This is a genomic window from Micrococcus sp. MS-ASIII-49 (genome assembly GCF_000946635.1).
Taxonomy (GTDB): Bacteria; Actinomycetota; Actinomycetes; order Actinomycetales; family Micrococcaceae; genus Micrococcus; species Micrococcus luteus.
In genome coordinates this window covers 1-25,068 of the sequence record NZ_JXSP01000097.1, presented here as the reverse complement: position 1 = coordinate 25,068, position 25,068 = coordinate 1, and the positions used below count along the sequence as shown (strand labels likewise).

Below are 25,068 nucleotides of genomic sequence, written 5' to 3'. Positions count from 1 at the left end.
CCGTATCAACTCTTTCGGTCGGGGTGCCGCCTCGGGGCGGCGGGGATCAGACGGTCTGGGTGGGGGTCACGAGGACCTCCACCTTCTGGAAGTCCTTGAGCTCGGTGTAGCCGCAGGTGGCCATGGCGCGCTTCAGGCCGCCCATCAGGTTGGACGTGCCGTCCGCGTGGCGGCCGGGCCCCCACAGGACCTCCTCGAGCGGAGCCACCTGGCCCACGTGGGTGCGGTGCCCGCGCGGCAGCTCCGGGTGGGCGGCCTCGAGGCCCCAGTGCCAGCCGCCGCCGGGGGCGTCGGTGGCGCGGGCCAGGGCGGCGCCCAGGACGACGGCGTCCGCACCCATGGCGATCGCCTTGACGATCTCCCCCGAGGTGGAGACGCCGCCGTCGGCGATCACGTGCACGTAGCGGCCGCCGGACTCGTCCATGTAGTCGCGGCGCGCCTCGGCGATGTCCGAGATCGCCGTGGCCATCGGCACACGGATGCCCATGGCGCGGCGCGTGGTGGTGGACGCGCCGCCGCCGAAGCCGACGAGCACGCCGGCCGCGCCGGTGCGCATCAGGTGCAGGGCCGGCGTGTAGCCGGCCGCCCCGCCCACGATCACGGGCACGTCCAGCTCGTAGATGAACTGCTTGAGGTCCAGCGGCTCCTGGGTGGAGGAGACGTGCTCGGCCGAGACGGTGGTGCCGCGGATGACGAACAGGTCCACACCCGCCGCCACGACGGTGCGGTAGAACTCCTGCGTGTTCTGCGGGGTCAGCGAGCCCGCGACGACGACGCCGGCCTCGCGGATCTGCGCGAGGCGCTCGGTGATCAGATCGGGGCGGATGGGGGCCGCGTAGGCCTCCTGCAGCATGCGGGTGGCCTCGGTCCCGGCCGGGCCGGCCTCGAGGGCGGCGATCTCCTCGAGCAGCGGGCGCGGGTCCTCGTGGCGGGTCCACAGGCCCTCGAGGTTGAGGACGCCGAGACCGCCCAGCCGCCCCATCGCGATGGCGGTCTCCGGGCTCATCACGGAGTCCATGGGCGCACCGATCACGGGCATGTCGAACGTGTAGGCGTCGATGCGCCACGTGAGGCTGACATCCTGGGGATCCCGGGTGCGCCGCGCGGGCACCACGGACACGTCGTCGAGGGAGAAGGCCCGGCGGCCGCGCTTGCCGCGGCCGATCTCAATCTGGTTCGTCACCGGGCCAGCCTAGCCCAGGCGCCACGGGGGCGGCTCCGACCGTGTCGTCGGCGCCGCCCCGTCCGGGGGCCCCCCCCGGACCCGACGTGCGGGTCAGCGCGAACGGTAGTTCGGGGCCTCGACGGTCATCATGATGTCGTGCGGGTGGGACTCCTTCAGGCCCGCCGCGGTGATGCGCACGAAGCGACCGGTCTCCTTGAGATCGGCCACCGTGGACGCGCCCGTGTAGAACATCGTCTGGCGCAGGCCGCCCACGAGCTGGTGGACCACCGAGGCGATCGGGCCCCGGAAGGGCACCTGGCCCTCGATGCCCTCGGGGATCAGCTTGTCCTCGTCCGGCACGTCCGCCTGGAAGTAGCGGTCCTTGGAGAAGGAGCGCGTGCCGTTGCGGGTCTGCATGGCGCCCAGGGAGCCCATGCCGCGGTAGGTCTTGAACTGCTTGCCCTGGTAGAACACGAGGTCGCCCGGGGACTCGGCCGTGCCGGCCAGCAGGGAGCCGAGCATCACCGAGTCGGCGCCGGCCACGAGGGCCTTGCCGATGTCACCGGAGTGCTGCAGGCCGCCGTCGGCGATCAGCGGGACGCCCGCGGGGCGCGTGGCCTTGGCCGCCTCGTAGATGGCGGTGATCTGCGGGACGCCGACGCCGGCCACCACACGGGTCGTGCAGATCGAGCCCGGGCCCACGCCCACCTTCACGGCGTCCGCGCCGGCGTCGACGATCGCCTTGGCGCCCGCGTAGGTCGCGGCCTGACCGCCGATGACATCAACGTGCGCGGCCGCCTTCTCCTTCTTCAGGCGCGCGATCATGTCCAGCACGCCGTGCGTGTGGCCGTTCGCGGTGTCCACCACGAGGGCGTCCACGCCTGCCTCCACGAGCGCCATGGCTCGCTCCCAGCCGTCGCCGAAGAACCCGACGGCGCCGCCGACGAGCAGTCGGCCCTCGTCGTCCTTCGCGGCGTCCGGGTACTGCTCCGCCTTGTCGAAGTCCTTGATGGTGATCAGGCCGGTCAGGCGGCCCGCATCGTCCACGAGCGGCAGCTTCTCCACGCGGTTCTGGGAGAACAGGTGGATGGTCTCGGCGCGCGAGACGCCCTCCTGCGCGGTGACCAGCGGCATGCGGGTCATGGCGGTGTCCACCGTGCGGGTGGCCCACTCCTCGCGCGGGATGAAGCGGGTGTCGCGGTTGGTGATGATGCCCAGCAGCGTCATGTCCTCGGCCACCACCGGCAGGCCCGAGACGCGGTACTGGGCGCACAGCTCGTCCAGGTCGGCGAGCGTGGCGTCGGGGCCGATGGTCACGGGGTCCTTGATCATCCCCGACTCGGAGCGCTTCACGGTGTCCACGTGGCGGACCTGGTCCTCGATGGACAGATTGCGGTGGATGATGCCCATGCCGCCCTGGCGGGCCATGGCGATGGCCAGCGGGGCCTCGGTCACGGTGTCCATCGCCGCGGAGACGATGGGGATGTTCAAGCGGATGTTGCGGGTCAGCCGGGTGCCCGGGTCCGCGTCCGCGGGGATCACGTCGGTGGCGTTGGGCAGCAGCAGGACGTCGTCATAGGTGAGGCCGAAGAAGCCGAAGGGATCCGAGGAGGAGTGGACGGGCTCGGGGCTGGGACCGGTGCTGGTGGTGGTCACGAAGGCGCCTTTCGGGACGGGTGTTTCCGCGATTCTATGCCCGGGGGTCAAACCGGCGACCCGGGTGCGGGCCACGTCACAGGGCCTTCGCACTGGGCCACGCGGGGGCGAGACGGACGTCACCACGACGTCACATGGAGCAATCCGTTTCGGCGTCATGGTATTGGACCGCCTAACCTCCCCGGATGAGCACCGCACAGTCCTCCCCCGCACCGGCGCCCCGACGCCGGCTCCCCGCCTGGACGTCGAACTTCGGCTGGCAGATCGCCGCCGCCCTCGTCCTCGGCCTCGTCCTGGGCCTGATCGCCCGCGCGACGGGGCACACCTCCGAGCACCCGACCTGGCTCGGCGAGACGCTGGCCACCGTCGGCAGCATCTACATCAGCCTGCTGAAGGCCGCGGTCGTCCCGCTGGTCTTCTTCGCCGTCGTCGCCTCCATCGCCAACCTGGCCCAGGTGACCAACGCGGCCCGCCTGGCCGCCAAGACCCTGCTGTGGTTCGCCATCACGAGCCTGATCGCGGTGCTCATCGGCCTCGCCGTCGGCGTCGTGCTGCAGCCGGGCGTGGGCACCGGCCAGACCGCGCCGGCGTCGTACCAGGCCAAGGACGTCGGCTGGCTCGACTTCCTGACCTCTCTGGTGCCGGCGAACTTCCTCGGCCTGACCGTCAAGACCACGGCGGGCGAGGACGGCGCGCTCGCCTCCTCCCCCACGTTCAACGTGCTGCAGATCCTCGTGATCGCGATCGTCGTGGGCGTGGCCGCGCTCAAGGTCGGCGAGAAGGCCGCCCCGTTCCTCACGTTCTCCCGCTCGGTGCTCGCCATCATCCAGAAGCTGCTGTGGTGGATCATCCGCCTGGCCCCGATCGGCACCATCGGCCTGCTGGGCAACGCCGTGGCCTCCTACGGCTGGTCCACGATGGGCACGCTGGCCAAGTTCGTGGTGGCGATCTACGTGGGCCTGGCCCTCGTGATGCTCGTGGTGTACCCGCTGCTGGCGCGCCTGCACGGGCTCTCCGCCAAGCAGTTCTTCACCGGCGTATGGCCGGCGTTCCAGCTCGGCTTCGTCTCCCGCTCCTCCCTCGGCACGCTGCCCGTCACCCAGCGGGTGGCCGAGCGCAACTTCGGCGTCCCCACCGGCTACGCCTCCTTCGCCGTCCCGCTGGGCGCCACCACCAAGATGGACGGCTGCGCCGCGATCTACCCGGCCGTGGCCGCCGTGTTCATCGCCCAGTTCTACGGGATCGACATGAGCCTGAGCCAGTACGCCCTCGTGGCACTCGTGTCCGTGCTGGGCTCGGCCGCGACCGCCGGCACCACCGGCGCCACCGTGATGCTCACGCTCACGCTGTCCACCGCCGGGCTGCCCCTCGAGGGCATGGCCCTGCTCCTGGCCGTCGACCCGATCGTGGACATGGGCCGCACCGCCCTCAACGTGTCCGGCCAGGCCCTCATCCCCGCCCTCGTGGCCTCCCAGGAGGGCATCCTCGACCGGGACCGCTACGACGCCCCGCGCGGCGACATCTTCGGCGAGGACGAGGAGGAGATCGTCGAGGCCCGCGCCCACGCGACCGCCGACTCCCGCGCCCAGCTCGTCGGCACCTCGGAGCCGCGCGCCTGAGTCAGCGACCGGACGGGCCCGCTCCGGCGGGCCCGTCCGCGCCGTCCCCGTCCCCCTCGTCCAGGTACTCGCCCAGCACGTAGTCGTAGTCCACGGGGTTCCCGTCCTCGTCCGTGCGGCGGTACCAGTCGGTGATCTCCGCGGCGGTGGAGTCGAAGCCCTCGCCGGCCGCGTACCAGCTGCCCGGCGGGGTGCGCTCCACCGTGAACGCGAAGTCGTCCCCGTACTCCACCAGGCCCCGCACCGTCGCCTTCTCGACGGCGGCCCGCTGGTACCGGTCACGGATCGCGAAGGGGTCGTTGGCCAGTTCGCGCTGGAGCGCGACCGCCATGAGGACGAGCACCACGGTGAACGGCAGCGCCGTGATGGTGATGAGGTTCTGCAGGCCGGTGAGCGCGGTGTCGCCGCCGGTCAGCAGCATCACGACGGCGATGCCCGCCATGCACAGCGCCCAGAACACCGTGATCGTGCGGCGCGGGGCCGGGGCGCCGCGCTGCGAGAGCTGCGAGTTCACGATCGAGGCGGAGTCCGCCGTCGTGATGAAGAAGACCGCCAGCATGACGATCACGACCGGGGCCACCAGCCCGCCGCCGGGCAGCTGGTCCAGGACCACCCAGAAGATCTCCGCCGGCGCGGGCAGCGACGCGGCCGTGCCGTCCGGCGCCACGGAGCCCTGGGTCCGCTGCAGCCAGATGGTGGTGCCGCCGATGATCGTGAACGCGCCGACGATCACCGCGGCCGGGATGAACAGGGCCCCGAGGACGTACTGGCGGATGGTCCGACCCTTCGAGATCTTCGCCATGAACACGCCCACGAACGGGGCCCAGCTGACCCACCACGCCCAGTAGAAGATCGTCCAGCTGGAGAGGAACTCCTGCATGTCCTCCCCCTGGGCCATCGAGGCGCCGAGGGCGTCCGGGGCGGAGGAGACGTAGTCCATCAGGACGCCGGGCACGATGTTCAGCAGGAACGCCGTCGGGCCGACGACGAAGAAGAACAGCGCCAGGCCGAGGGCGAGCAGCATGTTGATGTTGGACAGCCACCGGATGCCGCGGGCCACACCGGACACCGCCGAGAAGATGGTGCCGATCGTGAGCACCACGATGATCCCCAGCGCCACCGTGTTCCCCGGCGCCGACCAGCCCGAGACGATCTCCACGCCCCGGCCGATCTGCAGGGCGCCGATGCCCAGCGAGGCCGCCGTGCCGAACAGTGTGGCGATGATCGCCAGCCCGTCGATCAGGCGCGTCCCGACGGAGTCGCTGCGCGGGGAGTCGCCGAACAGCGGCGCGATGATCGAGCTCATCAGCGGCACCCGGCCCCGGCGGTAGGACACGTAGCCGACCGACAGGCCGACGACCGCGTAGATCGCCCACGCGTTCACGCCCCAGTGCAGCGCGGCCTGGGCCAGCGCGCCCGTCACCGCCTCCTCGCTCCCCGCCTCGTACGCCCCCGGGCGTGGGGCCAGGTAGTAGGTCAGCGGCTCGTACGGGCCGAAGAAGATGATGCCGATGCCGATGCCGGCCGCGAAGAGCATGGCCGACCAGCTCGCCGTGGAGTACTCCGGCTTCTCCCCGTCCAGGCCCAGCGGGATCTCGCCGTACCGGGAGAACGCCAGGACCAGCAGGAACACCACCAGCCCGATGGCCAGCAGGGCGAACAGCCAGCCGGCGTGGACCATCACCCAGTCGAGGGCCGCGCTCGAGACGGCCAGCACGGCGTCCGGCTGCAGCACGCCCCACACCACGAAGCCGACCACCAGCAGGCCGACGACGGCGAGGATCACCCGGTCCACGCCGTAGCGCACCCGGCGGTCCTCCACGGACACGCCCGGCACGAGGGCCGGGTGGATGCCGTGCGGATAGGAGAACTCGCGGACGAAGCGGCGCAGCCGTGGCCGGGCCGGGGCCCGGGTCGTGTGGGACCCGGTGGGACGGGGCGGCGTGGGTGTGTCCATGGGCACACCATAGGGGGCGCCCCGGACGGCGGTCGTCTCCCGCCCGCACGACGACGGCCCCTCACCCGGGCGGGTGAGGGGCCGTCGTCGTCGACCGGCCGCGTCAGGGCCGACTCAGGGGTCAGTGCTGGTGGTCGGCCTCGTCCTCCTCGGCGGGCTTGTCCGCCACGAGGGTCTCGGTGGTCAGCACGAGGGCCGCGATGGAGGCGGCGTTGGCCAGCGCGGAGCGGGTCACCTTGACCGGGTCGATCACGCCGTCGGCGATCAGGTCGCCGTAGACGCCGGTCTTCGCGTTGAAGCCGTGGTTCGGCTCCAGCTCGGCGACCTTGGAGACCACCACGTAGCCGTCCTCGCCCGCGTTCTGGGCGATCCAGCGCAGCGGCTGCTTCAGGGCCTTGCGGACGATGTCCACGCCCACGGCGGCGTCGCCGGTCAGGGCCTGGACGTCGGCGTCGGTGTCGAGCGCGGTCAGCGCATTGATGAGCGCGGTGCCGCCGCCGGCCACGATGCCCTCCTCGAGGGCGGCGCGGGTCGAGGACACGGCGTCCTCGATGCGGTGCTTGCGCTCCTTGAGCTCCACCTCGGTGGCGGCGCCCACGCGGATCACGCCGATGCCGCCGGAGAGCTTGGCGAGGCGCTCCTGGAGCTTCTCGCGGTCCCAGTCGGAGTCGGTCGCGGCGGCCTCGGCCTTGATCTGGGCGACCCGGGCCTCGACGTCCTCGGCCGCACCGCCGCCGTCGACGATGGTGGTCTCGTCCTTGGTGACGGTGATGCGGCGGGCGGAGCCGAGCACGTCCAGGTCGGCCTGCTCGAGCTTCATGCCGAGGTCCGGGGAGACGACCTGGGCGCCGGTGAGGATCGCGATGTCCTGCATCATGGCCTTGCGGCGGTCGCCGAAGCCCGGGGCCTTGACGGCCACGACGTTCAGGGTGCCGCGGATCTTGTTCACCACGAGGGTGGACAGGGCCTCGCCCTCGATGTCCTCGGCGATCACGAACAGCGGCTTGTTGGCCTGCAGGACCTTCTCGAGCAGGGGCAGCAGCTCCTGCACGTTGGAGATCTTGCCCGAGTTGATCAGGACGTAGGCGTCCTCGAGCACGGCCTCCTGACGCTCGGCGTCGGTGACCATGTACGGGGACAGGAAGCCCTTGTCGAACTGCATGCCCTCGGTGACGTCCAGCTCGGTGGAGGTCGTGGAGGACTCCTCGATGGTGATGACGCCGTCGGTGCCGACCGTGTCGAACGCGCGGGCCAGCAGCTCGCCGACCTCGTCGTTCTGGGCCGAGATGGCGGCCACGTGGGCCACCTCCTGGCCCTCGACCGGGCGGGCGTTCTCCTGCAGGCGCTGCTCGACGGCGGCCACGGCCACCTCGATGCCCTTCTTGACCTCGCCCGGCGCGGCGCCGGCGGCGACCTGGCGCATGCCCTCGTTCACGAGCGCCTGGGCCAGCACGGTGGCGGTGGTGGTGCCGTCGCCCGCGATGTCGTTGGTCTTGGTGGCGACCTCCTTGGCGAGCTGGGCGCCCATGTTCTCGTACGGGTCCTCCAGCTCCACCTCACGGGCGATCGTGACGCCGTCGTTGGTGATGGTGGGGGCGCCCCACGCCTTGTCGAGCACCACGTTGCGGCCCTTGGGGCCGAGGGTGACCTTGACGGTGTCGGCGAGCTTGTCGATGCCGGCCTGGAGGGCGCGGCGTGCGTCGTCGTTGAAAGCCAGCTGCTTGGCCATGACGGACGCTCCTTTCGTTCAGGGAGTCAGGGGGTGCGGGGACGCGAGGGGCCCGGGGCGCGCGCACCGGTGCGGTGCGCGCCGCTCACCGGGCCCGTCGCGGCGGGGTCACTTGGCGACGACGGCCAGCACGTCGCGGGCGGAGAGCACCAGGTACTCCTCGCCGCCGACCTTGACCTCGGTGCCGCCGTACTTGGAGTACAGCACCACGTCACCCTCGGCGACGTCGACCGGCACGCGGTTGCCGTTCTCGGCGACCCGGCCCGGGCCCACGGCCACGACCTGGCCCTCCTGCGGCTTCTCCTTGGCGGTGTCCGGGATCACGAGGCCCGACGCGGTGGTCTGCTCGGCCTCCAGGGGGCGGACAACGATGCGATCCTCAAGGGGCTTGATGGAGACAGACATGCTGCACACTCCTTCTTCGTCGACGTGCGGCTCCGGCGGGCTCGCCGGACCGCTGATGCTGTGGTCTGCGGGTGCGCCACGGGCGTCAGACCCTCCGTCGTCGCGGTGCCGGACGGTCCACCTCGGGCATTGGCACCCGGTACCCCCGAGTGCCAGTGCCCACTCTACTCCGGGTTCTGGCACTCCTTCAACATGAGTGCCAGCCGTGTCCCCGCCGTCCGCCGTGGGCGGAGGGCGCGGGGCGCGGTGCGGTGGGATGCCGTGGGGCGGCGGGCGGGGCGGGTTCCGAGCCCAAGAGCACGCGGAGTGGTCACGACTGCGGCCCGCAACCTGTCCCTCCCCCACTCCCCACCCTCCCCCCTCGCCACCCTCCGTGGGCAGAAACCGCACCCCCGCCCATCGCGTGGGCAGCATCCGCAGGTTTTCGATCTCCGTGGGCAGAAGCGCCCTCTCTTCTGCCCACGGATGTTGCGTGGGCGGAACTCCTCGCAGCTCTGCCCACCGAGCCATGACGACGTCGTCCCGGCGGGACCACCGGCCGCCGCCGAGTCCTGCACAGCCGGCCCACCCTGCGCTGGTGTGCACAGACACGCGGCCCGCCCGGCCGCCGTCGGGCCGACCGCGTCAGGGTCGACCCATGCCCTTCGCCCCCGACCTCCCCCTCGTCCCCGTCTTCACCACCCGCGACGTGCTCGAACGCGGTCTGCCGCCCAGCCGGGTGCGGCGGTCCGACGTCCTCCGCCTCGCCCGCGGCATCCACCGCCGACGTGACATGCCGCTGCGCACCTGGGAGTCGGCTGGGCTCCCGCCGCCGCACCACGGGGTCGGCCTCGACCTGCTGACCGCCCTCCTGCGGTCCCGTCCCGACGCCGTCCTCTCCCACGAGACGGCGGCGCACCTCCACGGCCTCCCGCTTCCCCCGGGCGGGGCCACGCGACGCGCCGCCGTCGAGATCACGTTGCACCGCGGCACCGCACGGGCGCGGATCCCCGGCGTCATGGAGCACCGCAGACCCCTGCCCGCCGGCCACGTCACCTCCGTGCTCGGGCTACGGGTGACGACGCCGGAACGGACCTGGCTCGATCTGTGCTCGATCGGCCACCCCTGGGACGAGGCATCCCTCGTGTCGGCGGGTGACCACCTGGTCCGTCACCCCTGGTCCCCGCGCGGCCGGCGGCCTCCCATCACCACGGTCACCGCGCTGCACGAGGCGATGCGGCCGCTCGGGCGGTTCGTCGGAAGACCGCGGGCGACGGCGGCGCTCGAGCGCGTACGGGTGGGTGCCGACTCGCCGCAGGAGACCCGGCTGAGGCTGGCGCTCGTCGAGGCGGGGCTGGGCGAGCCGACGCTGCAGCACGTGTTCGACCCCGGGCGGCGGGACGCCCCCGAGGCCGATCTGTGGTTCGAGGACTGCCGGCTCGTCCTCCAGTACGACGGCGAGGTGCACCGGAGTGCCGAGCAACACGCCCGGGACGCCCGGCGAGACCAGTACTACGCGGAGCGTGGGCAGATGACCCTGCACGTCACGAGCCGGGACGTCGGCGAGGGATACGCGCGGGTGATCGAGGCCGTCCTCAGACGACGGGCACAGGTCTCGAACGGCTGGGATGCCTGACGTCGTCGTCGCGTATGGCCCTGCCGTCCATGCGCAGGGGTTCCGTGGGCAGAAGCGAGGGTGCTTCTGCCCACGGAACCTGGAAACACGCGGGTTCTGCCCCCGGAAGGCGAGACCCGGCGGGTTCTGCCCACGGAACGCTCGCGTCGGCCGGGCACCCGACCCCCGCCCGGACCGACCCGGGCCGGCCTCACCGTCGCCCCGCTCAGTAGTACACGGCCAGCGGCCCGTGCGGTCCGTCCACCACGCTGCAGGGGGTCTTGAAGATTCGCTCCAGCACCTCAGGGCGCAGGATCTCGGCCGGGGTGCCGGTCTCCACCACCTGGCCGTCGCCCATGGCCACGATCCGGTCGGCGTAGTGGGCGGCGAAGTTGATGTCGTGCAGCACGATCACCACGGTCCGGCCCAGCTCGTCGGCGGCCCGGCGCAACTGCTGCATCATCTGCACCGAGTGCTGCATGTCCAGGTTGTTCAGCGGCTCGTCCAGCAGCACGTACTCGGTGTTCTGCGCCAGCACCATCGCCACGTACGCGCGCTGCCGCTGGCCGCCCGAGAGCTGGTCGAGGTACCGGTTCTCGAACGGGCCGAGGTTGAGGAAGTCGATCGCGTCGGACACGTGCCGCTCGTCCTCCAGGGTCAGCCGGCCGCGCGTGTACGGGTAGCGCCCGAACCCCACGAGCTGTCGCACGGTCAGCCGCGTCACGAAGTGGTTCTCCTGCCGCAGGATGGACAGGGTCTGCGCGATCTTCCGGGACGGCGTCGTGGTGATGTCGTGCCTGCCCACGGCGATCGTCCCGGCGTCGGCGTCCTGCAGCCGGCCGATCATCGTCAGCAGCGTGGACTTGCCCGCCCCGTTGGGCCCCACGAGCGCGGTCACTCCCCCGGCCTGGATGTCCAGGTCCACGGGTCCGATGCACACCTCATCGCTGTGGCGCTTCACCACGCCGCGCAGCTCGATCACAGACGTCCCTTTCTCATCACGACGACCAGGAAGGTGATGCCGCCGATCAGCTCGATGACCACCGTGACCGCACCCCCCGCGTAGAACACGTGCCGCAGCACGAAGTAGGCGCTCGTGAGCACCGCGTACCCGGCCAGCGCCGCCACCGGGAGGATGAACCGGTGGTCGTGGGTGTCGACGAGGCTGTACGCCAGCGTCGCCACGAGGAACCCGAGGAACGTCATCGGGCCCACGAGCGCGGTGGTCATGGCCATCAGCACGGAGACCAGCAGCAGCGTCACCATGAGCTCGCGCCGGTGGTGCAGGCCCAGGTTGGTCGCGGCGTCGGCGCCGAGCGCCACCGTGTTCAGGCGGCGGGAGCGCAGCCACAGCAGCGCGCACACGACGACGGCGATGGGCGCGGCGATCGCCACGTACTCGGTCCGGGCGTTGGAGATGTTGCCGAAGAGCCGCGCGCTCAGCAGGTCGAACGAGTTCGGGTCCAGCAGTCGCTGCATGAACGTGCTCAGCGCGGCCAGCCCGCCGCCCAGCACCACGCCCACGAGCAGCATCAGATGGACGCTGCCGTAGGGCCGGGAGAGCAGCCACGAGTACAGGGCCGTCGCCAGCGCCACCATGAGCGCGGCCTGGGCGAGGAACGGTCCCACCCCGGTCAGCACCGCGACGCCCGCGGCCCCCAGCACGTACACGGCGGCGGTCGACACGGCGGTGTAGAGCGCCTCGAACCCCATGATCGAGGGCGTGATGATGCGGTTGCCCGTCACCGTGTGGAAGCTGACGGTCGCGAAGGAGTGGCACAGCGCCACGATGCCGATCACGCCCAGGGACTCCACGCGCATCCGCGCGATCATCCAGAACGCGCGCGAGCCGGGCTCGGCCTCGTTGCCCCACAGCAGGACCCCGGCGGTGGAGAGCACGGCGACGGCGGCCAGCACCGCGACGACGACCGCATACCTCCGGCGGTCGGCGGCGGTGACGAACGCGCCGGACCGGCGCGGGGCGTCGGCGTCGACGGGCCCGGCGGCGGTGGCGCCGCCGAGCGGGGCGGGGAGGCGACCCGGGGCGGTCGCGAGCGGCTCAACCATGCTTGGCCTGCCTCAGCAGCAGGGCGAGGAACACGATCGCGCCCACGAGGCCCAGGATCAGCGAGATGGGCACCTCGAACGGGGCGATCACGGTGCGCCCGATCAGGTCGCAGACAATCACGATCCACACGCCGACCATGACCACCCAGGGCAGATTCGTGCGCAGGTTGTCGCCACGGACCATGGACACGAGGTTGGGGACCACGAGCCCCAGGAACGGGAGGGCCCCGATCACCACGGTGACCACGCCGGTGGCCACGGCCACCATGGCCACGCCGGTGAGGATCACGGCGTCGTAGTTGAGGCCGACGTTCGTGGCGACGTCCTTGCCGAGGCCGGCCACGGTGAAGCGGTCCGCGATGACGAAGACCGCCACGCACACGATCAGCACGAGGAAGAGCAGCTCATACCGGCCGCGGACCACGGAGGTGAACGAGCCGGCGAACCACGCGCCCACCTGCTGCAGCATGTCCGTCTGGAGGGCGAGGAACGTCGAGGCGGCGCCCACGACGGCGCCGAGCATGATGCCCACGATCGGCACGATGAGGGAGGACTGCAGGCGCACCCGCCGCAGGAAGAGGAAGAACACGAGGGTGCCGACGAAGGCGAAGAGGATGGCCCCGGCCATCCGGGTCACCAGGCCCGCCCCCGGCACGAGCACCATGGTCACCAACAAGCCGAGACCGGCCCACTCGGTGGTGCCCGTGGTGCTGGGCTCCACGAAGCGGTTCTGCGTCATGAGCTGCATGATCAGCCCGCACATCGCCATCGAGGCGCCGGCCAGCACGAGGGCGACCGTGCGCGGCACGCGCGTGATGGCGAACATCTCGCGTCCGCCCTCCGCGCCGACGTCGTACACGCCCACGAACAGCGAGACCACGACGAGGACCGCGGTCACCACGATGCCGGCCAGCAGCGGCCAAGTGCGCTGCCAGCGGGTGCGCTCGGGCCGCAGGACGGCGGGCGGGACCCAGCACACGCGGTCGCCCCGCCCCGGCTCCTCGAGCCGGGGCGGGGCGTCGGCGACGTGGTGACGCACGTCGAGAATCACTGCGCGCCTTCGAAGGCCTTCGCGAGGTCTTCCATGACGGTGGTGTGGTTCTGGATGTCCTCGGCGACGTAGAAGTCGGTGGGCAGGTACACGATGTTGCCCTCCTTCACCGCGGTCACGTCCTGGAGGGCCTCGGAGCGCTCGATCAGCTCGGCAGCGGTGGCGTTCTCCTCGCCGACGGCGGCGTCACGGTCCATGACGATCAGCCAGTCCGGGTTCGACTTCGCGATGGCCTCGACGGAGATGTCGTCGCCCTGGTGGTTGTCGGTGCCCGACTGCTCGAGGGCCGGGGTCAGGTCCAGCATGTCGAAGAACGGGCCGATGGCGCGGCCGGCGCTGGGCGCGACGTACGAGAGCTCACCGCCCGAGGCGATGAGGCCCATGACGGTCTGCTCGGGGTCGTAGGCATCCTTGGCGCGCTGGGTGGCGGCGTCGAAGTCGGCGATGAGCTTCTCGGCATCGGCCTCGTGGCCGGTGGCCTCGCCCAGCAGGGTGGTCAGTTTCTTCAGGCCTTCGTCCATGGGGGTCTGCGTGACGTCGAAGTTCGTGTCCACGACGGCGGCGTCGCCGGTCAGCTCGTCGATCTCCGCCTTGCGCTCGTTGAACCGCTGGCCGTTGAACACGACGTCCGGCTCAGCCGTGACGAACAGCTCCATGTCCGGCTCCCGGTGGTTGCCGATGTCGGCGACCGAGTCGTCCTGGAGGTAGGAGGGCCCGCCCTCGCCCTTGTACATGATCTGCTTCGGCGCGGCCGACAGCTCGACGCCCCAGTCGTCCAGGGTGCGGAAGGTGCGGTTGTCCGTGGCGATGACGGAGTCGACCTCCTCCGGCAGGGTGACCTCGGCGCCGGACATGTCGGTGACGGTGACCCCGGCCACGACGCCGCCTGAGGCGGCCGAGGAGCCGCCGGCGGCGCTCGCGGAGGACGAGGACTCGCCGGCGGCGCTCGCGGAGGACGAGCCCGTGGCCGCGCCGCCGGCGGAGCAGCCGACGAGGGCGAGGGCCGCCACCGAGGTCAGGGCGAGCCTGGCGAGGCGGGGGGCGCGGGCAGAACGCGGCATGGTTCTCCTTCTGGGGGGCGGGGCTGTCCCGGGATGAGCAGTCGGGGTGGTGGGCGCGCTCCCGTGGAGGTGAGCCTTGCCTCAGTCGAATACCGTACACGAGGGTGCCGTAATCCCCCAACGGGAGTTCGACGGGTCCCGCCGCCCGGGGCCCGCGGCCTCGAGCCCCGTCAGTCCAACGGCGTCACCTCGAGGGCGAACCGCGCCCGACCCACGCGCGCCAGCACGAGGGTGGCGTGCCGTCCGGCCCCGCCACGCCGGCCCGGCTTCGCCCCGCCGAGGACGGCGCGACGCACCTCCTCGGGCGTCTCGCGGATGCCCCGCTTCTTCACGTCCAGCCGACCCACCCCGGTCTCCTTCGCCCAGCGCCGCAGGGAGGCCAGGTGGAAGCCGTGCACCGCCTCGATCCGATGGGCGCGGGCCAGGCCGTCCCGCACGGGCTCGGGCGCGACGAGGTAGGCCAGGTGGGGGTCCAGCTGCCGCGTCGGCACGGGCCAGGACGCGGCCAGGTCCGTCACGAGTCCGGCCCGGATGACGGCGCCGTCCGGCTCGTGCAGGACCGCGCCGACGAGCCCCGCCATGCCCTCCTCCCCCACGGCCTCGACCTCGGGCGAGTCGCCGAAGTCCGCGCCGGAGACGAGCTGCGCCGTCGTCGTCTCCCCGCCCCGGACGGTCATGACGCGCGCCGCCCGCCGCACCCCGGGGCGGGCCGCCGCGTTGAACCACAGGGCGGCCTCCACGACGTCGCCGTCGACGCTCACCCACTCGGCCTCGGCGCCCGCCGGCACGGCCTCGTGCGGGAGCCCCGGGCCGAGCTTGACACCGAGCGGGACGCCCGTCGCGGCGATGTCCGTCACGACGCTCAGGGGCGGGGAGAACGCCTCGGGGTCGAACACGCGCGCGGACCCGCCCCCGCCGACCTGACGGCGGGCGGGGTCCAGCCACACCGCGTCCGCCTCGGCGGGCACGTGGGCGCGGGCCCAGGCCACGGCGTCGCCGTGCACCACACGCGCTCCGCGGTGGCCGGCGAGGTTCACCTCGGCGGCCGCGGCGACGACGGCGTCCCGCTCCACCGCCACGACGTCCAGGCCCCGGTCGGCGAAGGCGCGCGCGTCCAGGCCGAGACCGCAGCCGAGGTCGGCGACGCGCCGGGCCCCCGCGGCCGCCAGCCGGTCCGCATGCAGGCCCGCGACCAGCGGGCGGGTGGCCTGCTCCAGGCCGTCGCGCGTGAACAGCATCCGGCGCGCCTCCGGCCCGAGGCGGGCCTCCGCCCGGGACCGCAGCGCGGCCTGGGTCAGCGCGGCGGCCACGCGCTCGGGCGGGTGCCCCGCGGCGCGCAGGCGGGAGGAGACCGCGAGCGCGTCGGCCTCGCGGTACCCGGCGAGGGAGTCGAGCAGTGCGCGGCCCTCCGGCTCGAGGACGGGGGCCAGGGCGGTGTCGTCCGCCTCCGAGGCGGCGGCCGTGGGGCGCGGCGAGCGGGAGGCGGGGCGGGGACGGGCCATGCCCCACACCCTAGGTCCGGAGCGTGGACACCGGGCACAGACCGGGCCGGGGCTTCTAGGATGGGCGGCATGACTCTGCCCTTCGCCGACTCCGCGCAGTCCACTCTCGGAATCGAGTGGGAGCTCGCGCTCGTGGATGCCGTGTCCGGCGAGCTGCGCTCCGAGGCCCCGGACCTGCTGCGCACCCTGCATGCGACCGAGGGCCTCGCCGAGGACGACGTGAACCCGCACATGACCAGCGAGCTGCTGCAGAACACGGTGGAGCTCGTCACGGGCGTGCACGAGCGCGTGGACGCCGCGACGGCGGACCTCGGCCGGATCGCCGCGCGTGTGGCGGACGCCGCGGCTGCGCGGGGCATCTCCCTGTTCTGCCAGGGCACGCACCCGTTCGCGGACGCGATCGCGCAGCCCTCGACGCCCAGTGAGCGCTACGACCGCATGCTGGATCTCACCCAGTACTGGGGTCGGCAGCTGCTGATCTTCGGCGTGCACGTGCACGTGGGCCTGGACGACGTCTCCAAGGCCATGCCGGTGGTGAACGGCCTGGTCAACCGCGTGCCGCACCTGCTCGCACTCTCGGCCTCGTCCCCCTTCTGGGCGGGCACGGACACGGGCTACCAGTCCCAGCGCACCCTCCTGTTCCAGCAGCTGCCCACGGCCGGCCTGCCGTTCCAGTTCCAGGAGTGGGAGGGCTTCGAGCGCTGCGTGGCCCAGATGGAGCAGGTGGGCATGATCGCGGACGTCACCGAGTGCCGCTGGGACGTGCGGGCCGTGCCCCGCCTGGGCACGGTGGAGATGCGCGCGTGCGACGGCCTGGCCACGCTCGAGGAGATCGCCGCCGTGACCGCCTACACGCAGTGCCTCGTGGATGACCTGTCCGCGAGCCTGGAGCGCGGTGAGACGGTCGAGGTCCTGCCGCCGTGGCACGTGCAGGAGAACAAGTGGCGCGCCGCCCGGTACGGCATGGACGCCACCGTGATCGTGGACGCCCGGGGCACCCAGGTCCCGCTGGCGGAGCACCTGCCGGCGGAGATCGAGCGACTGACCCCGGTCGCCGAGCGGCTGGGCTGCGCGGCGGAGCTCGCCGGCGTCCAGGCGATGATCGACGACGGCGGCGCCGCGCGTCAGCGTCGCGTGGAGGCACAGGCCCTGGCCGGCCCGCCGGCCGCGGGTGAGGACACGGATGACGCGGTGGCCCCGCTGCGCGCGGTCGTGCTGGACGCCGCCGCCCGCACCCGCGCGTCGCTGGACGGCCGCACCGGCTGAGCGGCCGTTCCCCCGGCGAGGTGGCGGCCCCGCCGCCCCTGCAGGCTTCCGCCGCCCCGCCCGGCGCGTCTACGGTCGCACCATGCGAGCACTCACATGGCAGGGAAAGCGCAACGTCGCCGTCGAGGACGTCCAGGATCCGCGGATCCAGGAGCCGACGGACGCTATCATCGAGGTCACGTCGACCGGCATCTGCGGGTCGGACCTGCATCTGTACGAGGTCCTGGGGCCGTTCATGGACGCGGGGGACGTGATCGGTCACGAGCCGATGGGCATCGTCCGCGAGGTCGGGTCCGAGGTCACCCACATCCGGCCCGGTGACCGGGTGGTCGTGCCCTTCACCATCTCCTGCGGCCGGTGCTGGATGTGTCAGCGCGGGCTGCAGTCCCAGTGCGAGGCCACCCAGGTGCGGGAGCAGGGCTCCGGCGCCGCACTCTTCGGCTACTCCCGGCTCTACGGCTCCGTCCCCGGCGGACAGGCCGAGCTGCTGCGCGTGCCCCACGCGGACTACGGCCCCGTGAAGGTGCCGCACACCGGTCCGGATGAGCAGTGGCTGTTCCTCTCGGACGTCGTCCCCACCGCCTGGCAGGGGGTCCGGTACGCGAACGTCCCCGACGGCGGCACGCTCGCGGTGCTCGGCCTCGGCCCCATCGGCCAGCTGGCGGCACGCATCGGCGTGCACCTGGGGTACCGGGTGATCGGCGTCGACCCGGTCCCCGAGCGCCGCGCGATGGCGGCCCGGCACGGCATCGAGGTCCTGGACGCCGACGGCGGCGAGGCCGAGGTGCTCCGCGAGCGCACCGGCGGCCGCGGCCCCGACGGGGTCGTGGACGCGGTCGGCATGGAGGCGCACGCCTCCCCGGCGGGGCATGCGGCCCACACCGCCGTGGGCCTGCTGCCCGACGCGCTCGGCCGGGCGGCCATGAAGACCGCCGGCGTCGACCGCCTAAGCGCCCTCCACACCGCGATCGACGCGGTCCGGCGTGGCGGCACGGTGTCGCTCTCCGGGGTCTACGGCGGCATGAAGGACCCGATGCCGATGCTCACCCTGTTCGACAAGCAGGTCACCCTGACGATGGGCCAGTGCAACGTCCGTCGCTGGGTGGACGACCTGCTGCCCCTGCTCGACGACCCGTCCGACCCCCTCGGCGTGCTCGACCTGACCACGCACACCGCCCCGCTCGAGGACGCGCCCGCCCTCTATGGGACGTTCCAGAAGAAGGAGGACGGCTGCATCAAGGTGGTCCTGAAGCCGTGAGGATCGTCGTCCTGGGCGCGACGGGCAACGTCGGCACCGCTGTCCTGCACCGCCTCCAGGCCGCGGACGAGGTGAGCTCGATCGTGGGCGTGAGCCGGCGCGGCCCGGACCGGGCCGGAGCGCCCTACGACGGCGTCGAGTGGCACCGCCTGGACGTCGCGGAGCCCACGGCGGCGGGGCGGCTGCGCGAGATCGTCGCCGGCGCCGACGCCGTCGTCGACCTGGTGTGGGTGATCCGCCCCAACCGCGACCGTGACCACCTGCGCGCCGTCAACGTGGTCGGCAACGAGCGGGTGTTCCGGGCCGTGGCCGAGGCGGGTGTGCCCCACCTGGTCTACGAGTCCTCGGTGGGCGCGTACGGGCCCGGGCCGAAGGGCCGCGCCGTGGCCGAGTCCCATCCCACCACCGGGGTCCCCACCTCGCACTACGCCGCGCAGAAGGCCGAGGTCGAGTCGATCCTCGACCGCGTGCAGGCCGAGCACCCGGAGCTGCTGGTGACCCGGCTGCGCCCCGGGCTGATCTTCCAGTCCGCGGCCGGGCCCGAGATCAAGGACTACTTCCTGGGCGACCTCGTCCCCGCCCGGCTGGTCGCCCGCCTGCGCACTCCGGTGCTCCCCTTCCCGCGGGGCCTGCGATTCCAGGCGCTCACGGCCCAGGACGTGGCGGACGCGTACTGGCGCGTGATCGCCCACCGGGCGGGCGGGGCCTTCAATGTGGCCGCCGACCCCGTGCTGGACGCGCACACCATGGGCACCGTCCTCGGGGCGCGCCGCATCCTGGAGTTGCCCGTGGGCCTGTTCCGAGCGGCCGCGGCGCTGACCTACCGGGCACGGCTGCAGCCCACCGACCCGGGGTGGGTGGACATGGCCGCGGCAGCGCCCATCATGGACACCACGGCCCTGCGCGCCGCGACCGGCTGGTCCGAGACCACCGACGCCCGGGAGGCGGTCCGCCTCGTGCTCGACCATCTCGACGGCGCCGAAGGCCTCGGCAACGCCGGGCACCGCTCGCACTCGCCCACGGAATGAGGACGATGACCATCACCCGTCGGGCCGCCCTGACGGGCCTGCTCGGGGGCGTCGCCCTCGGGTTCACCGCCTGCACCTCCTCCGGCTACCCCGCCGACCCGGACGGCACCCTGGACCGCGTCACGGGCGGGGTGCTGCGCGCCGGCGTCGTGCACCACCCGCCCCACGTGGACGCCTCGGGCGCCGAGCCCGTCGGCCCCGAGCCCGACCTGATCCGCGGCTTCGCGGCGGCGCACGACGCACGCGTCGAGTGGACCGTGGCCGGGGAGGAGGCGCTCATGACCGCGCTGGAGAAGGGCGACATGGACCTGGTGGCCGGCGGCCTGACCTCGGCGTCCCCGTGGACGTCGCACGCGAGCATCACCCGCGACTACGCCGAGGCGGAGGGCCCGGACGGCGAGCCGGTGAAGCTCGTGATGGCCGTGCCCCTGGGTGAGAATCAGATGCTCAAGGCCCTCGAGGCGTACTTCGACCAGCGCGCAGCGGAGGAGGCCCGATGACGCGGCGGGACACCCGGGAGACGGGGCCGAGCGGGCGCCGGTTCGGCGCCACGGAGCTGCCCCCGGAGATCGAGCGCGTGGTCCAGCAGGCCAAGCGGCTCGAATGGGCGACGCTGGGGGTGATCGTGGTCACGATCGTCCTCGTGGCGATCGTGATGGGCTCCTCGCAGGCCATGCGGGCCGCGTGGATCGAGGACCTGCTCTCCCTGATCCCACCGATCGTGTTCCTCGTCGCCCTGCGCGTGGCCCGCATGGCCCCGACGCGGGCCCGGCCCTACGGCTCTCACCGGTCCGTCGGGGTGGGGCACCTCGTGGCCGCCGTCGCCCTGTCCGTGATGGGCGTGGTCCTCGTCGGCGACTCCGTGCTGGGCCTGGTGACGGCGGAGCACCCGCCCATCGGCACGTTCGACCTGTTCGGGCACACCGTGTGGCAGGGCTGGTTCATGATGGCCGTGATGGCCCTGTCCGTGCCCGGGCCCATGATCCTCGGCCACAAGAAGCTCAAGCTGGCCGAGCAGCTCCACGACCGCGTGCTGTACGCGGACGCGGACATGAACAAGGCGGACTGGCAGACGGGCGTGGCGACCATCGTCGGCGTGGCCGGCATCGGCCTGGGCTGGTGGTGGGCGGACTCCGCTGCGGCGATCTTCGTGGGCGTGAGCATCGTGCTGGACGGCTGGAAGAACCTCAAGGAGGCCGTCACGAACCTGGCGGATCGCCGCGCCGCCACGATCGACGGCGCCCGGCCGCACCCGCTCATCGACCGTGCCGAGCGGGTCGCCTGGGCGGAGCCGTGGGTGCGCCATGCGGGCGCCCGCGTCCGGGACGAGGGCCACGTGTTCCACGTCGAGATGTTCGTGGTGCCGCACGAGGGGGCGGACGTGACGGTGGGCCGCTGCTGCGCGCTGCGGGACGCGATCGCCGCCCTGGACTGGAAGCTGCAGGACGTCGTCGTCGCCCCGGTGGACGAGCTGCCCGCCGAGGTGCACGGCGGTCGGTCCGGGGAGCATCAGACGGGCGAGGAATAGCCCGGGCCTCAGCCGGCCAGGAACCGGCCCTCGAGGGTGGCGGAGGTGATGCGCTGGACCTCGCGCTGCTGGTCGCCGGTCCTCTGGCGCAGGGCGTGCATCTCGGCGGCGTCGACCGCCGGCAGGTGCGGCGCGAGCTGTTCGAGGACGTGCCACATCGCGGACTTGGCCTGGAGCGTGCCCTGCAGCAGGTCCAGTTCGATCTGCGTCCAGCCGGAGCCGCGCGTGCGCAGCGCGTTCACGGGGTTGAGACGTCCGCCGACCTCGGCCGCCGCGCCGGCGGCCCGGTCCACCAGCGGGGTGCGGAGACCCAGTTCGCCGATGAGCGCCTCGAGGCGGTCCTGGTCGTCCTGGACGGCGTCGCCGAGGCGGCGCAGCGCGGCCTCCTGCGGGGTGCCGGCCCAGGTCTGCTCGGCGGCGCGGAACGCCTTCACACCGGAGCGGGAGCCGAGCAGGTGCTGATTGAGGAAGTCCTCCAGCATCTGCTCGTCCACGGCCGCAGAGGTGGACTCGGGGCGGGGGTAATCATGGCCGGTCATGGGCCCTGTGTACGAAACGTGCGGGCGTGGCGGCAAGGGGCCGGGCGCGCTCAGACGCTGACGACCTCGACCGGCTGCCCCGGGTCCGCGCCGAACCACGCGTCGGAGGGGGCGACGCCGTCGCGCACCAGGCGTGCGCCGAGCGCGGCGACCATCGCCCCGTTGTCGGTGCACAGGTCCACGGGCGGGACGGTCAGCTCGATGCCCGCGGAGCGGCACCGGTCGGCGAGCAGGGCGCGCAGGCGCGAGTTCGCCGCGACGCCGCCGCCGAGCATCAGGTGGGTGAGCCCGTGCTCGCGGCAGGCGCGGACGGCCTTGGCGGTGATCACGTCCGCGACGGCCTCCTGGAAGGAGGCGGCGATGTCCGCGCGCGGCACCTCGAGGCCGCGGGCCTCGAACTGCTCCACGGCGCGGGAGACGGCGGTCTTCAGCCCGGAGAAGGACCAGTCGTGCCGGTGCGGGCCGGGCTCCTCGGCGCTGCCGACGAACTTGCCCGCGGTGAGCCCGCGAGGGAAGCGGAAGGCGGTCGGGTCGCCCTGGGCGGCGAGCCGGTCGATCACGGGGCCCCCGGGGTAGCCCGCCCCGATGAGCCGGGCGACCTTGTCGTAGGCCTCGCCGGCCGCGTCGTCGATGGTCGAGCCCAGCAGCTCGACCTCGGAGCTGATCCGGCCCACACGCAGGATCTCGGTGTGCCCGCCGGAGACGAGCAGGGCGCCCAGGTCCGTGGGCAGGTCGTCCCACTGCGCGGGCCGCACGCCGTCCAGCATGCCGACGCCCACGTGCGCCACGAGATGGTTGATGCCGTAGAGGGGCGTGCCGAGGGCCGTGGCCAGCGCCTTGGCCCCCGCGACCCCCACCATGAGGGCGCCCGCCAGACCCGGACCGGAGGTGACGGCGATCGCGTCGAGGTCCGCGAGGGTGACGCCGGCGGTGTCCAGGGCGCGGCGGATCGTGGGCACGAGGGCCTCGAGGTGGGCGCGGGCGGCGATCTCCGGGATCACGCCGCCGAAGCGCACGTGCTCCTCGACGGAGGAAGCGACCTCGTGGGCCAGCAGGGCGGTGCCGCGGACGACGCCGACGCCGGTCTCGTCGCAGGAGGACTCGATGCCGAGCACGAGGGGGGCTGCGGTGGCGGTGGGCATGGGCTCCAGTCTAGTGAGCGGCCCGGTCACAGGGTCTTGCGCATGATCACGGCGTCCTCGCCGCCCGGGTAGTAGCGGCGGCGCACGTGCAGCTCCTCGAATCCGTGGCGCGCGTAGAGTCGCCGGGCGACGGCGTTGGAGGCCCGGACCTCGAGCATGAGGGCGCTCGCGCCGCGCGCCGTGGCCTCCGCGGCCATCCAGCGCAGCTGGGCCGCCCCGATCCCCCGCCCCTGCGCCGCCGCGACCGTGCCCACGGTCTGCACGTCGGCGACGTCGCCGACCACCATGATCCCGCCGTAGCCGACGATCTCGCCGGGGGCGGGGCCGTCGTCGCCCGCGGAGCCGGGCGCGGCCACGTCGCGGACGACCACGCGGTAGTCCCGGGTGGGCGGGCGGCCGTGCGCGTCCCGTCCGCCGGCGGGGCCGGTCTGGGCGAGCTCCTCCTCGTAGAAGTGCGCGGGCCAGGCGTCGAGCGGGAAGAGGGTGGCCTCGTGGGCGAGCACCTCGGGGATGTCCCACACGGTCATGGGGCGCAGCAGGTATCCGGGCGGCAGCCCGTGCTCGTCCTCGGCGGGGCGCCCGTCGTCGGTCGGGGCCGGCTCGGCCGGGCTCACGCGCCTGCCCGCTTGCGGGGGCCGGGGACCTTGGCGTCGGACTCGCGCAGGTAGAGCGGCTCGGCGGGCACGAGGCCGCGGCCGCGCCGCAGGGCGAGCTCGGCCACCTGCCCCACCCCGACGGCGGACGGCGTGGCCGTCTCCCAGTCCGGCACCGCGCGCAGCGCCTCGGGGTAGAGCCCGGCCCCCGCGCCGTAGACGGGCAGCGGGGTGACCTCGTCCGCCGGCGAGACGAAGGGGCCGTGCAGCAGCGTCGGCTGCCCGCCGACCTGCGCGTAGTGGGCCCAGTAGACCTCGCGGCGGCGGGCGTCCGTGGCGACCACGAACTCCTCGATCCCGTGGCGGAAGGCGTCGACGCCGGCCGCGTGGGCGAGCGCGTCGAGGCTGCGGACCCCGTGCACGGGCACGTCCCACGCCAGGCCGAGGGCGGCCGCGGTCGCCAGACCCGCGCGCAGCCCCGTGAAGGGTCCGGGGCCGACGCCGACCGCGAGCGCGTCCAGCGCGGTGCCGGTGACGCCGGCCTCGCCGAGCACGGTCTGCACCGCGGGGGCGAGCACCTCGGCGTGGGCGTGGGTGTCGTCCGTGGCCCAGTGCGCGAGCTCCTCACCGTCCCGCAGGACGGCGACGGAGGCGGCGGCGGAGGAGTCGATCGCGAGGAGCAGGGCCATGGCCGCCAGTCTACGGAAGCACGACGCCGACCCAGCGCGGGCCGCGGCCGGTCACGACGGCCGAACGCAGCTCCTCGGCCTGGCCCCCGTCCTCGTCGGAGAAGTCGGTGACGATGCCGTCCTCGCCCTCCCCCGCCGGGGCCGCGGGGGCGTCCTCACCCCCGCGGGCCCGGACGATCTCGATGTCCAGCCACGAGGCGTCCGGGTCCTCGGGGAACCCGGCGAGGGACTCGGCCATGCCCCGGCCCCACTCGACGACGGTCACGGAGCGGTCCACGCTCGCGTCCAGGTCGAGGTCCGTGAGCTCCCCCGCCGAGCGCAGCCGGTACGCGTCCACGTGCACGAGGTCCGGGGTGCCCGCCGGGGCGTCGGCCGGAGCGGGGTGGACGCGGGAGAGGACGAACGTCGGCGAGACCACGCCGGAGGCCACGCCGAATCCGCTGGCCAGCCCCTGGGTGAAGGTCGTCTTGCCCGCGCCGAGGTCGCCCGTGAGGATCAGCACGTCGCCGGCGCGGAGCACCCCGGCGAGGGCGCGGCCGAACGCCCGGGTGCCGTCGGCGCCCTCGAGCGGGACCGTCGCCGTCAGCACGGGCTCGGGCAGGGTCGGGCCGGGGGCGGGGAACTCGTGGTCGCTCATGGGCGGGCCTCCTGGGTCGACGTGGGGTCCACGTGCTGCCGGTCCACGCGGCCTCCGATGCGGGTCACCAGCTCGTAGTTGATCGTCCCGGCGGCCGCGGCCCACTCCTCCACCGGAATGCCGGAGGCCGGTCCGAACAGCTCGACGGCGTCGCCGGGCGCGTCCGCGGCGTCCGGGCCGAGGTCCACCACGAACTGGTCCATCGCGATGCGGCCCACCACGGGGACGGTCCGGCCGCCGACCTGGACGCGCGTGCCCTCGACGACGCGCGGGACGCCGTCGGCGTAGCCGACGGGCACGAGCCCGAGCGTGGTGGGCTCCGCCGTGACGTGGCGGAACCCGTAGGACACGCCCTGCCCGGCGGGGACGGCCTTGACGTTGGCCAGGACGGTGACGAGGGACATGGCCGGGCGCAGCCCGAGCTCGGCGGCGGTGACGTCCGCGAACGGGGAGAGCCCGTACAGGCCCAGGCCGACGCGCACCATGTCCAGGTGCGTGTCCGGCCGGGCGAGGGTGGCCGGCGTGTTGGCCAGGTGCCGCAGCAGTGGGTGGCCGAGCGTCTCGGCGGCCTCGGCGGCCATC

23 protein-coding genes are annotated in these 25,068 nt (G+C 73.2%); 7 read left to right on the top strand and 16 right to left on the bottom strand.

What is annotated here, in order from left to right; translation table 11 throughout:
- Nucleotides 1-46: 46 nt before the first annotated feature.
- Nucleotides 47-1,183, bottom strand: coding sequence for a GuaB3 family IMP dehydrogenase-related protein (locus SJ20_RS07160; RefSeq protein ID WP_044659452.1), 1,137 nt, complete (start codon nt 1,181-1,183; stop codon nt 47-49).
- 93 nt (nt 1,184-1,276) lie between these two features.
- Nucleotides 1,277-2,821 (bottom strand): IMP dehydrogenase, encoded by a 1,545-nt coding sequence (guaB, locus tag SJ20_RS07155; RefSeq protein WP_044659451.1) that lies wholly within the window; start codon nt 2,819-2,821, stop codon nt 1,277-1,279.
- A 185-nt stretch (nt 2,822-3,006) separates the two neighbouring features.
- Here guaB and SJ20_RS07150 point away from each other — a divergent pair, with 185 nt between their 5' ends.
- Complete coding sequence (locus SJ20_RS07150) at nt 3,007-4,440, top strand: dicarboxylate/amino acid:cation symporter (RefSeq protein WP_044659450.1); 1,434 nt, start codon at nt 3,007-3,009, stop codon at nt 4,438-4,440.
- 1 nt (nt 4,441) lies between these two features.
- Here the strand turns inward: SJ20_RS07150 and SJ20_RS07145 are convergent, their stop codons facing one another.
- The 3 genes from SJ20_RS07145 to groES all read right to left on the bottom strand — a co-directional run bounded on the left by SJ20_RS07145 (nt 4,442) and on the right by groES (nt 8,531).
- Nucleotides 4,442-6,397 (bottom strand): BCCT family transporter, encoded by a 1,956-nt coding sequence (locus SJ20_RS07145; RefSeq protein WP_082067600.1) that lies wholly within the window; start codon nt 6,395-6,397, stop codon nt 4,442-4,444.
- A 121-nt stretch (nt 6,398-6,518) separates the two neighbouring features.
- Entirely contained in the window at nt 6,519-8,126 is a 1,608-nt protein-coding gene (gene groL / locus SJ20_RS07140) for a chaperonin GroEL (protein WP_044659449.1), read from the bottom strand.
- A 108-nt stretch (nt 8,127-8,234) separates the two neighbouring features.
- A complete protein-coding gene (gene groES / locus SJ20_RS07135; protein ID WP_044659448.1) occupies nt 8,235-8,531 on the bottom strand; it encodes a co-chaperone GroES in 297 nt (98 codons plus the stop codon).
- A gap of 637 nt (nt 8,532-9,168) precedes the next feature.
- Here groES and SJ20_RS07130 point away from each other — a divergent pair.
- Entirely contained in the window at nt 9,169-10,146 is a 978-nt protein-coding gene (locus SJ20_RS07130; RefSeq protein WP_044659447.1) for a hypothetical protein, read from the top strand.
- 205 nt (nt 10,147-10,351) lie between these two features.
- On the opposite strand, the gene SJ20_RS07125 is transcribed toward SJ20_RS07130, so the two are convergent.
- The 5 genes from SJ20_RS07125 to SJ20_RS07105 all read right to left on the bottom strand — a co-directional run bounded on the left by SJ20_RS07125 (nt 10,352) and on the right by SJ20_RS07105 (nt 15,806).
- A complete protein-coding gene (locus SJ20_RS07125; protein WP_044659446.1) occupies nt 10,352-11,107 on the bottom strand; it encodes an ABC transporter ATP-binding protein in 756 nt (251 codons plus the stop codon).
- Nucleotides 11,104-12,192, bottom strand: coding sequence for an iron chelate uptake ABC transporter family permease subunit (locus tag SJ20_RS07120; RefSeq protein WP_044659445.1), 1,089 nt, complete (start codon nt 12,190-12,192; stop codon nt 11,104-11,106). The genes SJ20_RS07125 and SJ20_RS07120 overlap by 4 nt, the downstream gene beginning before the upstream one ends.
- Nucleotides 12,185-13,243 (bottom strand): ABC transporter permease, encoded by a 1,059-nt coding sequence (locus SJ20_RS07115; protein WP_080695885.1) that lies wholly within the window; start codon nt 13,241-13,243, stop codon nt 12,185-12,187. The genes SJ20_RS07120 and SJ20_RS07115 overlap by 8 nt, the downstream gene beginning before the upstream one ends.
- Nucleotides 13,240-14,304, bottom strand: a complete 1,065-nt coding sequence (locus tag SJ20_RS07110; RefSeq protein ID WP_044659444.1) for a siderophore ABC transporter substrate-binding protein — start codon at nt 14,302-14,304, stop codon at nt 13,240-13,242. The genes SJ20_RS07115 and SJ20_RS07110 overlap by 4 nt, the downstream gene beginning before the upstream one ends.
- Nucleotides 14,305-14,474: 170 nt before the next feature.
- Complete coding sequence (locus SJ20_RS07105) at nt 14,475-15,806, bottom strand: methyltransferase (RefSeq protein ID WP_044659443.1); 1,332 nt, start codon at nt 15,804-15,806, stop codon at nt 14,475-14,477.
- Nucleotides 15,807-15,875: 69 nt separating this feature from the next.
- Between SJ20_RS07105 and SJ20_RS07100 the strand changes: the two genes are divergently transcribed.
- The 5 genes from SJ20_RS07100 (at nt 15,876) to SJ20_RS07080 (ending at nt 20,886) form a co-directional block, all read left to right on the top strand.
- A complete protein-coding gene (locus tag SJ20_RS07100; protein ID WP_044659442.1) occupies nt 15,876-17,072 on the top strand; it encodes a glutamate--cysteine ligase in 1,197 nt (398 codons plus the stop codon).
- Between the two features lie 82 nt (nt 17,073-17,154).
- On the top strand, nt 17,155-18,330 hold the full coding sequence (locus SJ20_RS07095) for a Zn-dependent alcohol dehydrogenase (protein WP_044659441.1): 1,176 nt from the start codon (nt 17,155-17,157) through the stop codon (nt 18,328-18,330).
- A complete protein-coding gene (locus tag SJ20_RS07090) occupies nt 18,327-19,358 on the top strand; it encodes an NAD-dependent epimerase/dehydratase family protein (protein WP_044659440.1) in 1,032 nt (343 codons plus the stop codon). The genes SJ20_RS07095 and SJ20_RS07090 overlap by 4 nt, the downstream gene beginning before the upstream one ends.
- 5 nt (nt 19,359-19,363) lie before the next feature.
- Nucleotides 19,364-19,858: an ABC transporter substrate-binding protein gene (locus SJ20_RS07085; RefSeq protein ID WP_044659439.1), complete on the top strand. Its 495-nt coding sequence runs from the start codon at nt 19,364-19,366 to the stop codon at nt 19,856-19,858.
- Nucleotides 19,855-20,886 (top strand): cation diffusion facilitator family transporter, encoded by a 1,032-nt coding sequence (locus SJ20_RS07080; protein WP_044659438.1) that lies wholly within the window; start codon nt 19,855-19,857, stop codon nt 20,884-20,886. Before SJ20_RS07085 ends, SJ20_RS07080 begins: the two co-directional genes overlap by 4 nt.
- Nucleotides 20,887-20,894: 8 nt before the next feature.
- Here the strand turns inward: SJ20_RS07080 and SJ20_RS07075 are convergent, their stop codons facing one another.
- The 6 genes from SJ20_RS07075 to alr form a co-directional block, all read right to left on the bottom strand.
- A complete protein-coding gene (locus tag SJ20_RS07075) occupies nt 20,895-21,425 on the bottom strand; it encodes a hypothetical protein (RefSeq protein WP_044659437.1) in 531 nt (176 codons plus the stop codon).
- Nucleotides 21,426-21,475: 50 nt separating this feature from the next.
- On the bottom strand, nt 21,476-22,567 hold the full coding sequence (tsaD, locus tag SJ20_RS07070; protein WP_044659436.1) for a tRNA (adenosine(37)-N6)-threonylcarbamoyltransferase complex transferase subunit TsaD: 1,092 nt from the start codon (nt 22,565-22,567) through the stop codon (nt 21,476-21,478).
- A gap of 26 nt (nt 22,568-22,593) precedes the next feature.
- Nucleotides 22,594-23,181: a GNAT family N-acetyltransferase gene (locus SJ20_RS07065; RefSeq protein WP_044659435.1), complete on the bottom strand. Its 588-nt coding sequence runs from the start codon at nt 23,179-23,181 to the stop codon at nt 22,594-22,596.
- Complete coding sequence (gene tsaB, locus SJ20_RS07060; RefSeq protein ID WP_044659434.1) at nt 23,178-23,849, bottom strand: tRNA (adenosine(37)-N6)-threonylcarbamoyltransferase complex dimerization subunit type 1 TsaB; 672 nt, start codon at nt 23,847-23,849, stop codon at nt 23,178-23,180. Before tsaB ends, SJ20_RS07065 begins: the two co-directional genes overlap by 4 nt.
- A 10-nt stretch (nt 23,850-23,859) precedes the next feature.
- Nucleotides 23,860-24,486: a tRNA (adenosine(37)-N6)-threonylcarbamoyltransferase complex ATPase subunit type 1 TsaE gene (tsaE, locus tag SJ20_RS07055; protein ID WP_044659433.1), complete on the bottom strand. Its 627-nt coding sequence runs from the start codon at nt 24,484-24,486 to the stop codon at nt 23,860-23,862.
- On the bottom strand, nt 24,483-25,068 hold a 586-nt coding region (gene alr / locus SJ20_RS07050), incomplete at its 5' end, for an alanine racemase (protein ID WP_044659432.1). The genes tsaE and alr, both read right to left, overlap by 4 nt.

Coding starts and splice junctions, on each gene's coding strand:
- SJ20_RS07150 (WP_044659450.1), top strand. CDS start 3,007: ATGAGCACCGCACAGTCCTCCCCCGCACCGGCGCCCCGACGCCGGCTC.
- SJ20_RS07105 (WP_044659443.1), bottom strand. CDS start 15,806: ATGGCCCGTCCCCGCCCCGCCTCCCGCTCGCCGCGCCCCACGGCCGCC.
- tsaE (WP_044659433.1), bottom strand. CDS start 24,486: ATGAGCGACCACGAGTTCCCCGCCCCCGGCCCGACCCTGCCCGAGCCC.
- tsaD (WP_044659436.1), bottom strand. CDS start 22,567: ATGCCCACCGCCACCGCAGCCCCCCTCGTGCTCGGCATCGAGTCCTCC.
- SJ20_RS07120 (WP_044659445.1), bottom strand. CDS start 12,192: ATGGTTGAGCCGCTCGCGACCGCCCCGGGTCGCCTCCCCGCCCCGCTC.
- SJ20_RS07075 (WP_044659437.1), bottom strand. CDS start 21,425: ATGACCGGCCATGATTACCCCCGCCCCGAGTCCACCTCTGCGGCCGTG.
- SJ20_RS07080 (WP_044659438.1), top strand. CDS start 19,855: ATGACGCGGCGGGACACCCGGGAGACGGGGCCGAGCGGGCGCCGGTTC.
- groES (WP_044659448.1), bottom strand. CDS start 8,531: ATGTCTGTCTCCATCAAGCCCCTTGAGGATCGCATCGTTGTCCGCCCC.
- SJ20_RS07110 (WP_044659444.1), bottom strand. CDS start 14,304: ATGCCGCGTTCTGCCCGCGCCCCCCGCCTCGCCAGGCTCGCCCTGACC.
- SJ20_RS07100 (WP_044659442.1), top strand. CDS start 15,876: ATGACTCTGCCCTTCGCCGACTCCGCGCAGTCCACTCTCGGAATCGAG.
- groL (WP_044659449.1), bottom strand. CDS start 8,126: ATGGCCAAGCAGCTGGCTTTCAACGACGACGCACGCCGCGCCCTCCAG.
- SJ20_RS07095 (WP_044659441.1), top strand. CDS start 17,155: ATGCGAGCACTCACATGGCAGGGAAAGCGCAACGTCGCCGTCGAGGAC.
- SJ20_RS07130 (WP_044659447.1), top strand. CDS start 9,169: ATGCCCTTCGCCCCCGACCTCCCCCTCGTCCCCGTCTTCACCACCCGC.
- tsaB (WP_044659434.1), bottom strand. CDS start 23,849: ATGGCCCTGCTCCTCGCGATCGACTCCTCCGCCGCCGCCTCCGTCGCC.
- SJ20_RS07085 (WP_044659439.1), top strand. CDS start 19,364: ATGACCATCACCCGTCGGGCCGCCCTGACGGGCCTGCTCGGGGGCGTC.
- SJ20_RS07145 (WP_082067600.1), bottom strand. CDS start 6,397: ATGGACACACCCACGCCGCCCCGTCCCACCGGGTCCCACACGACCCGG.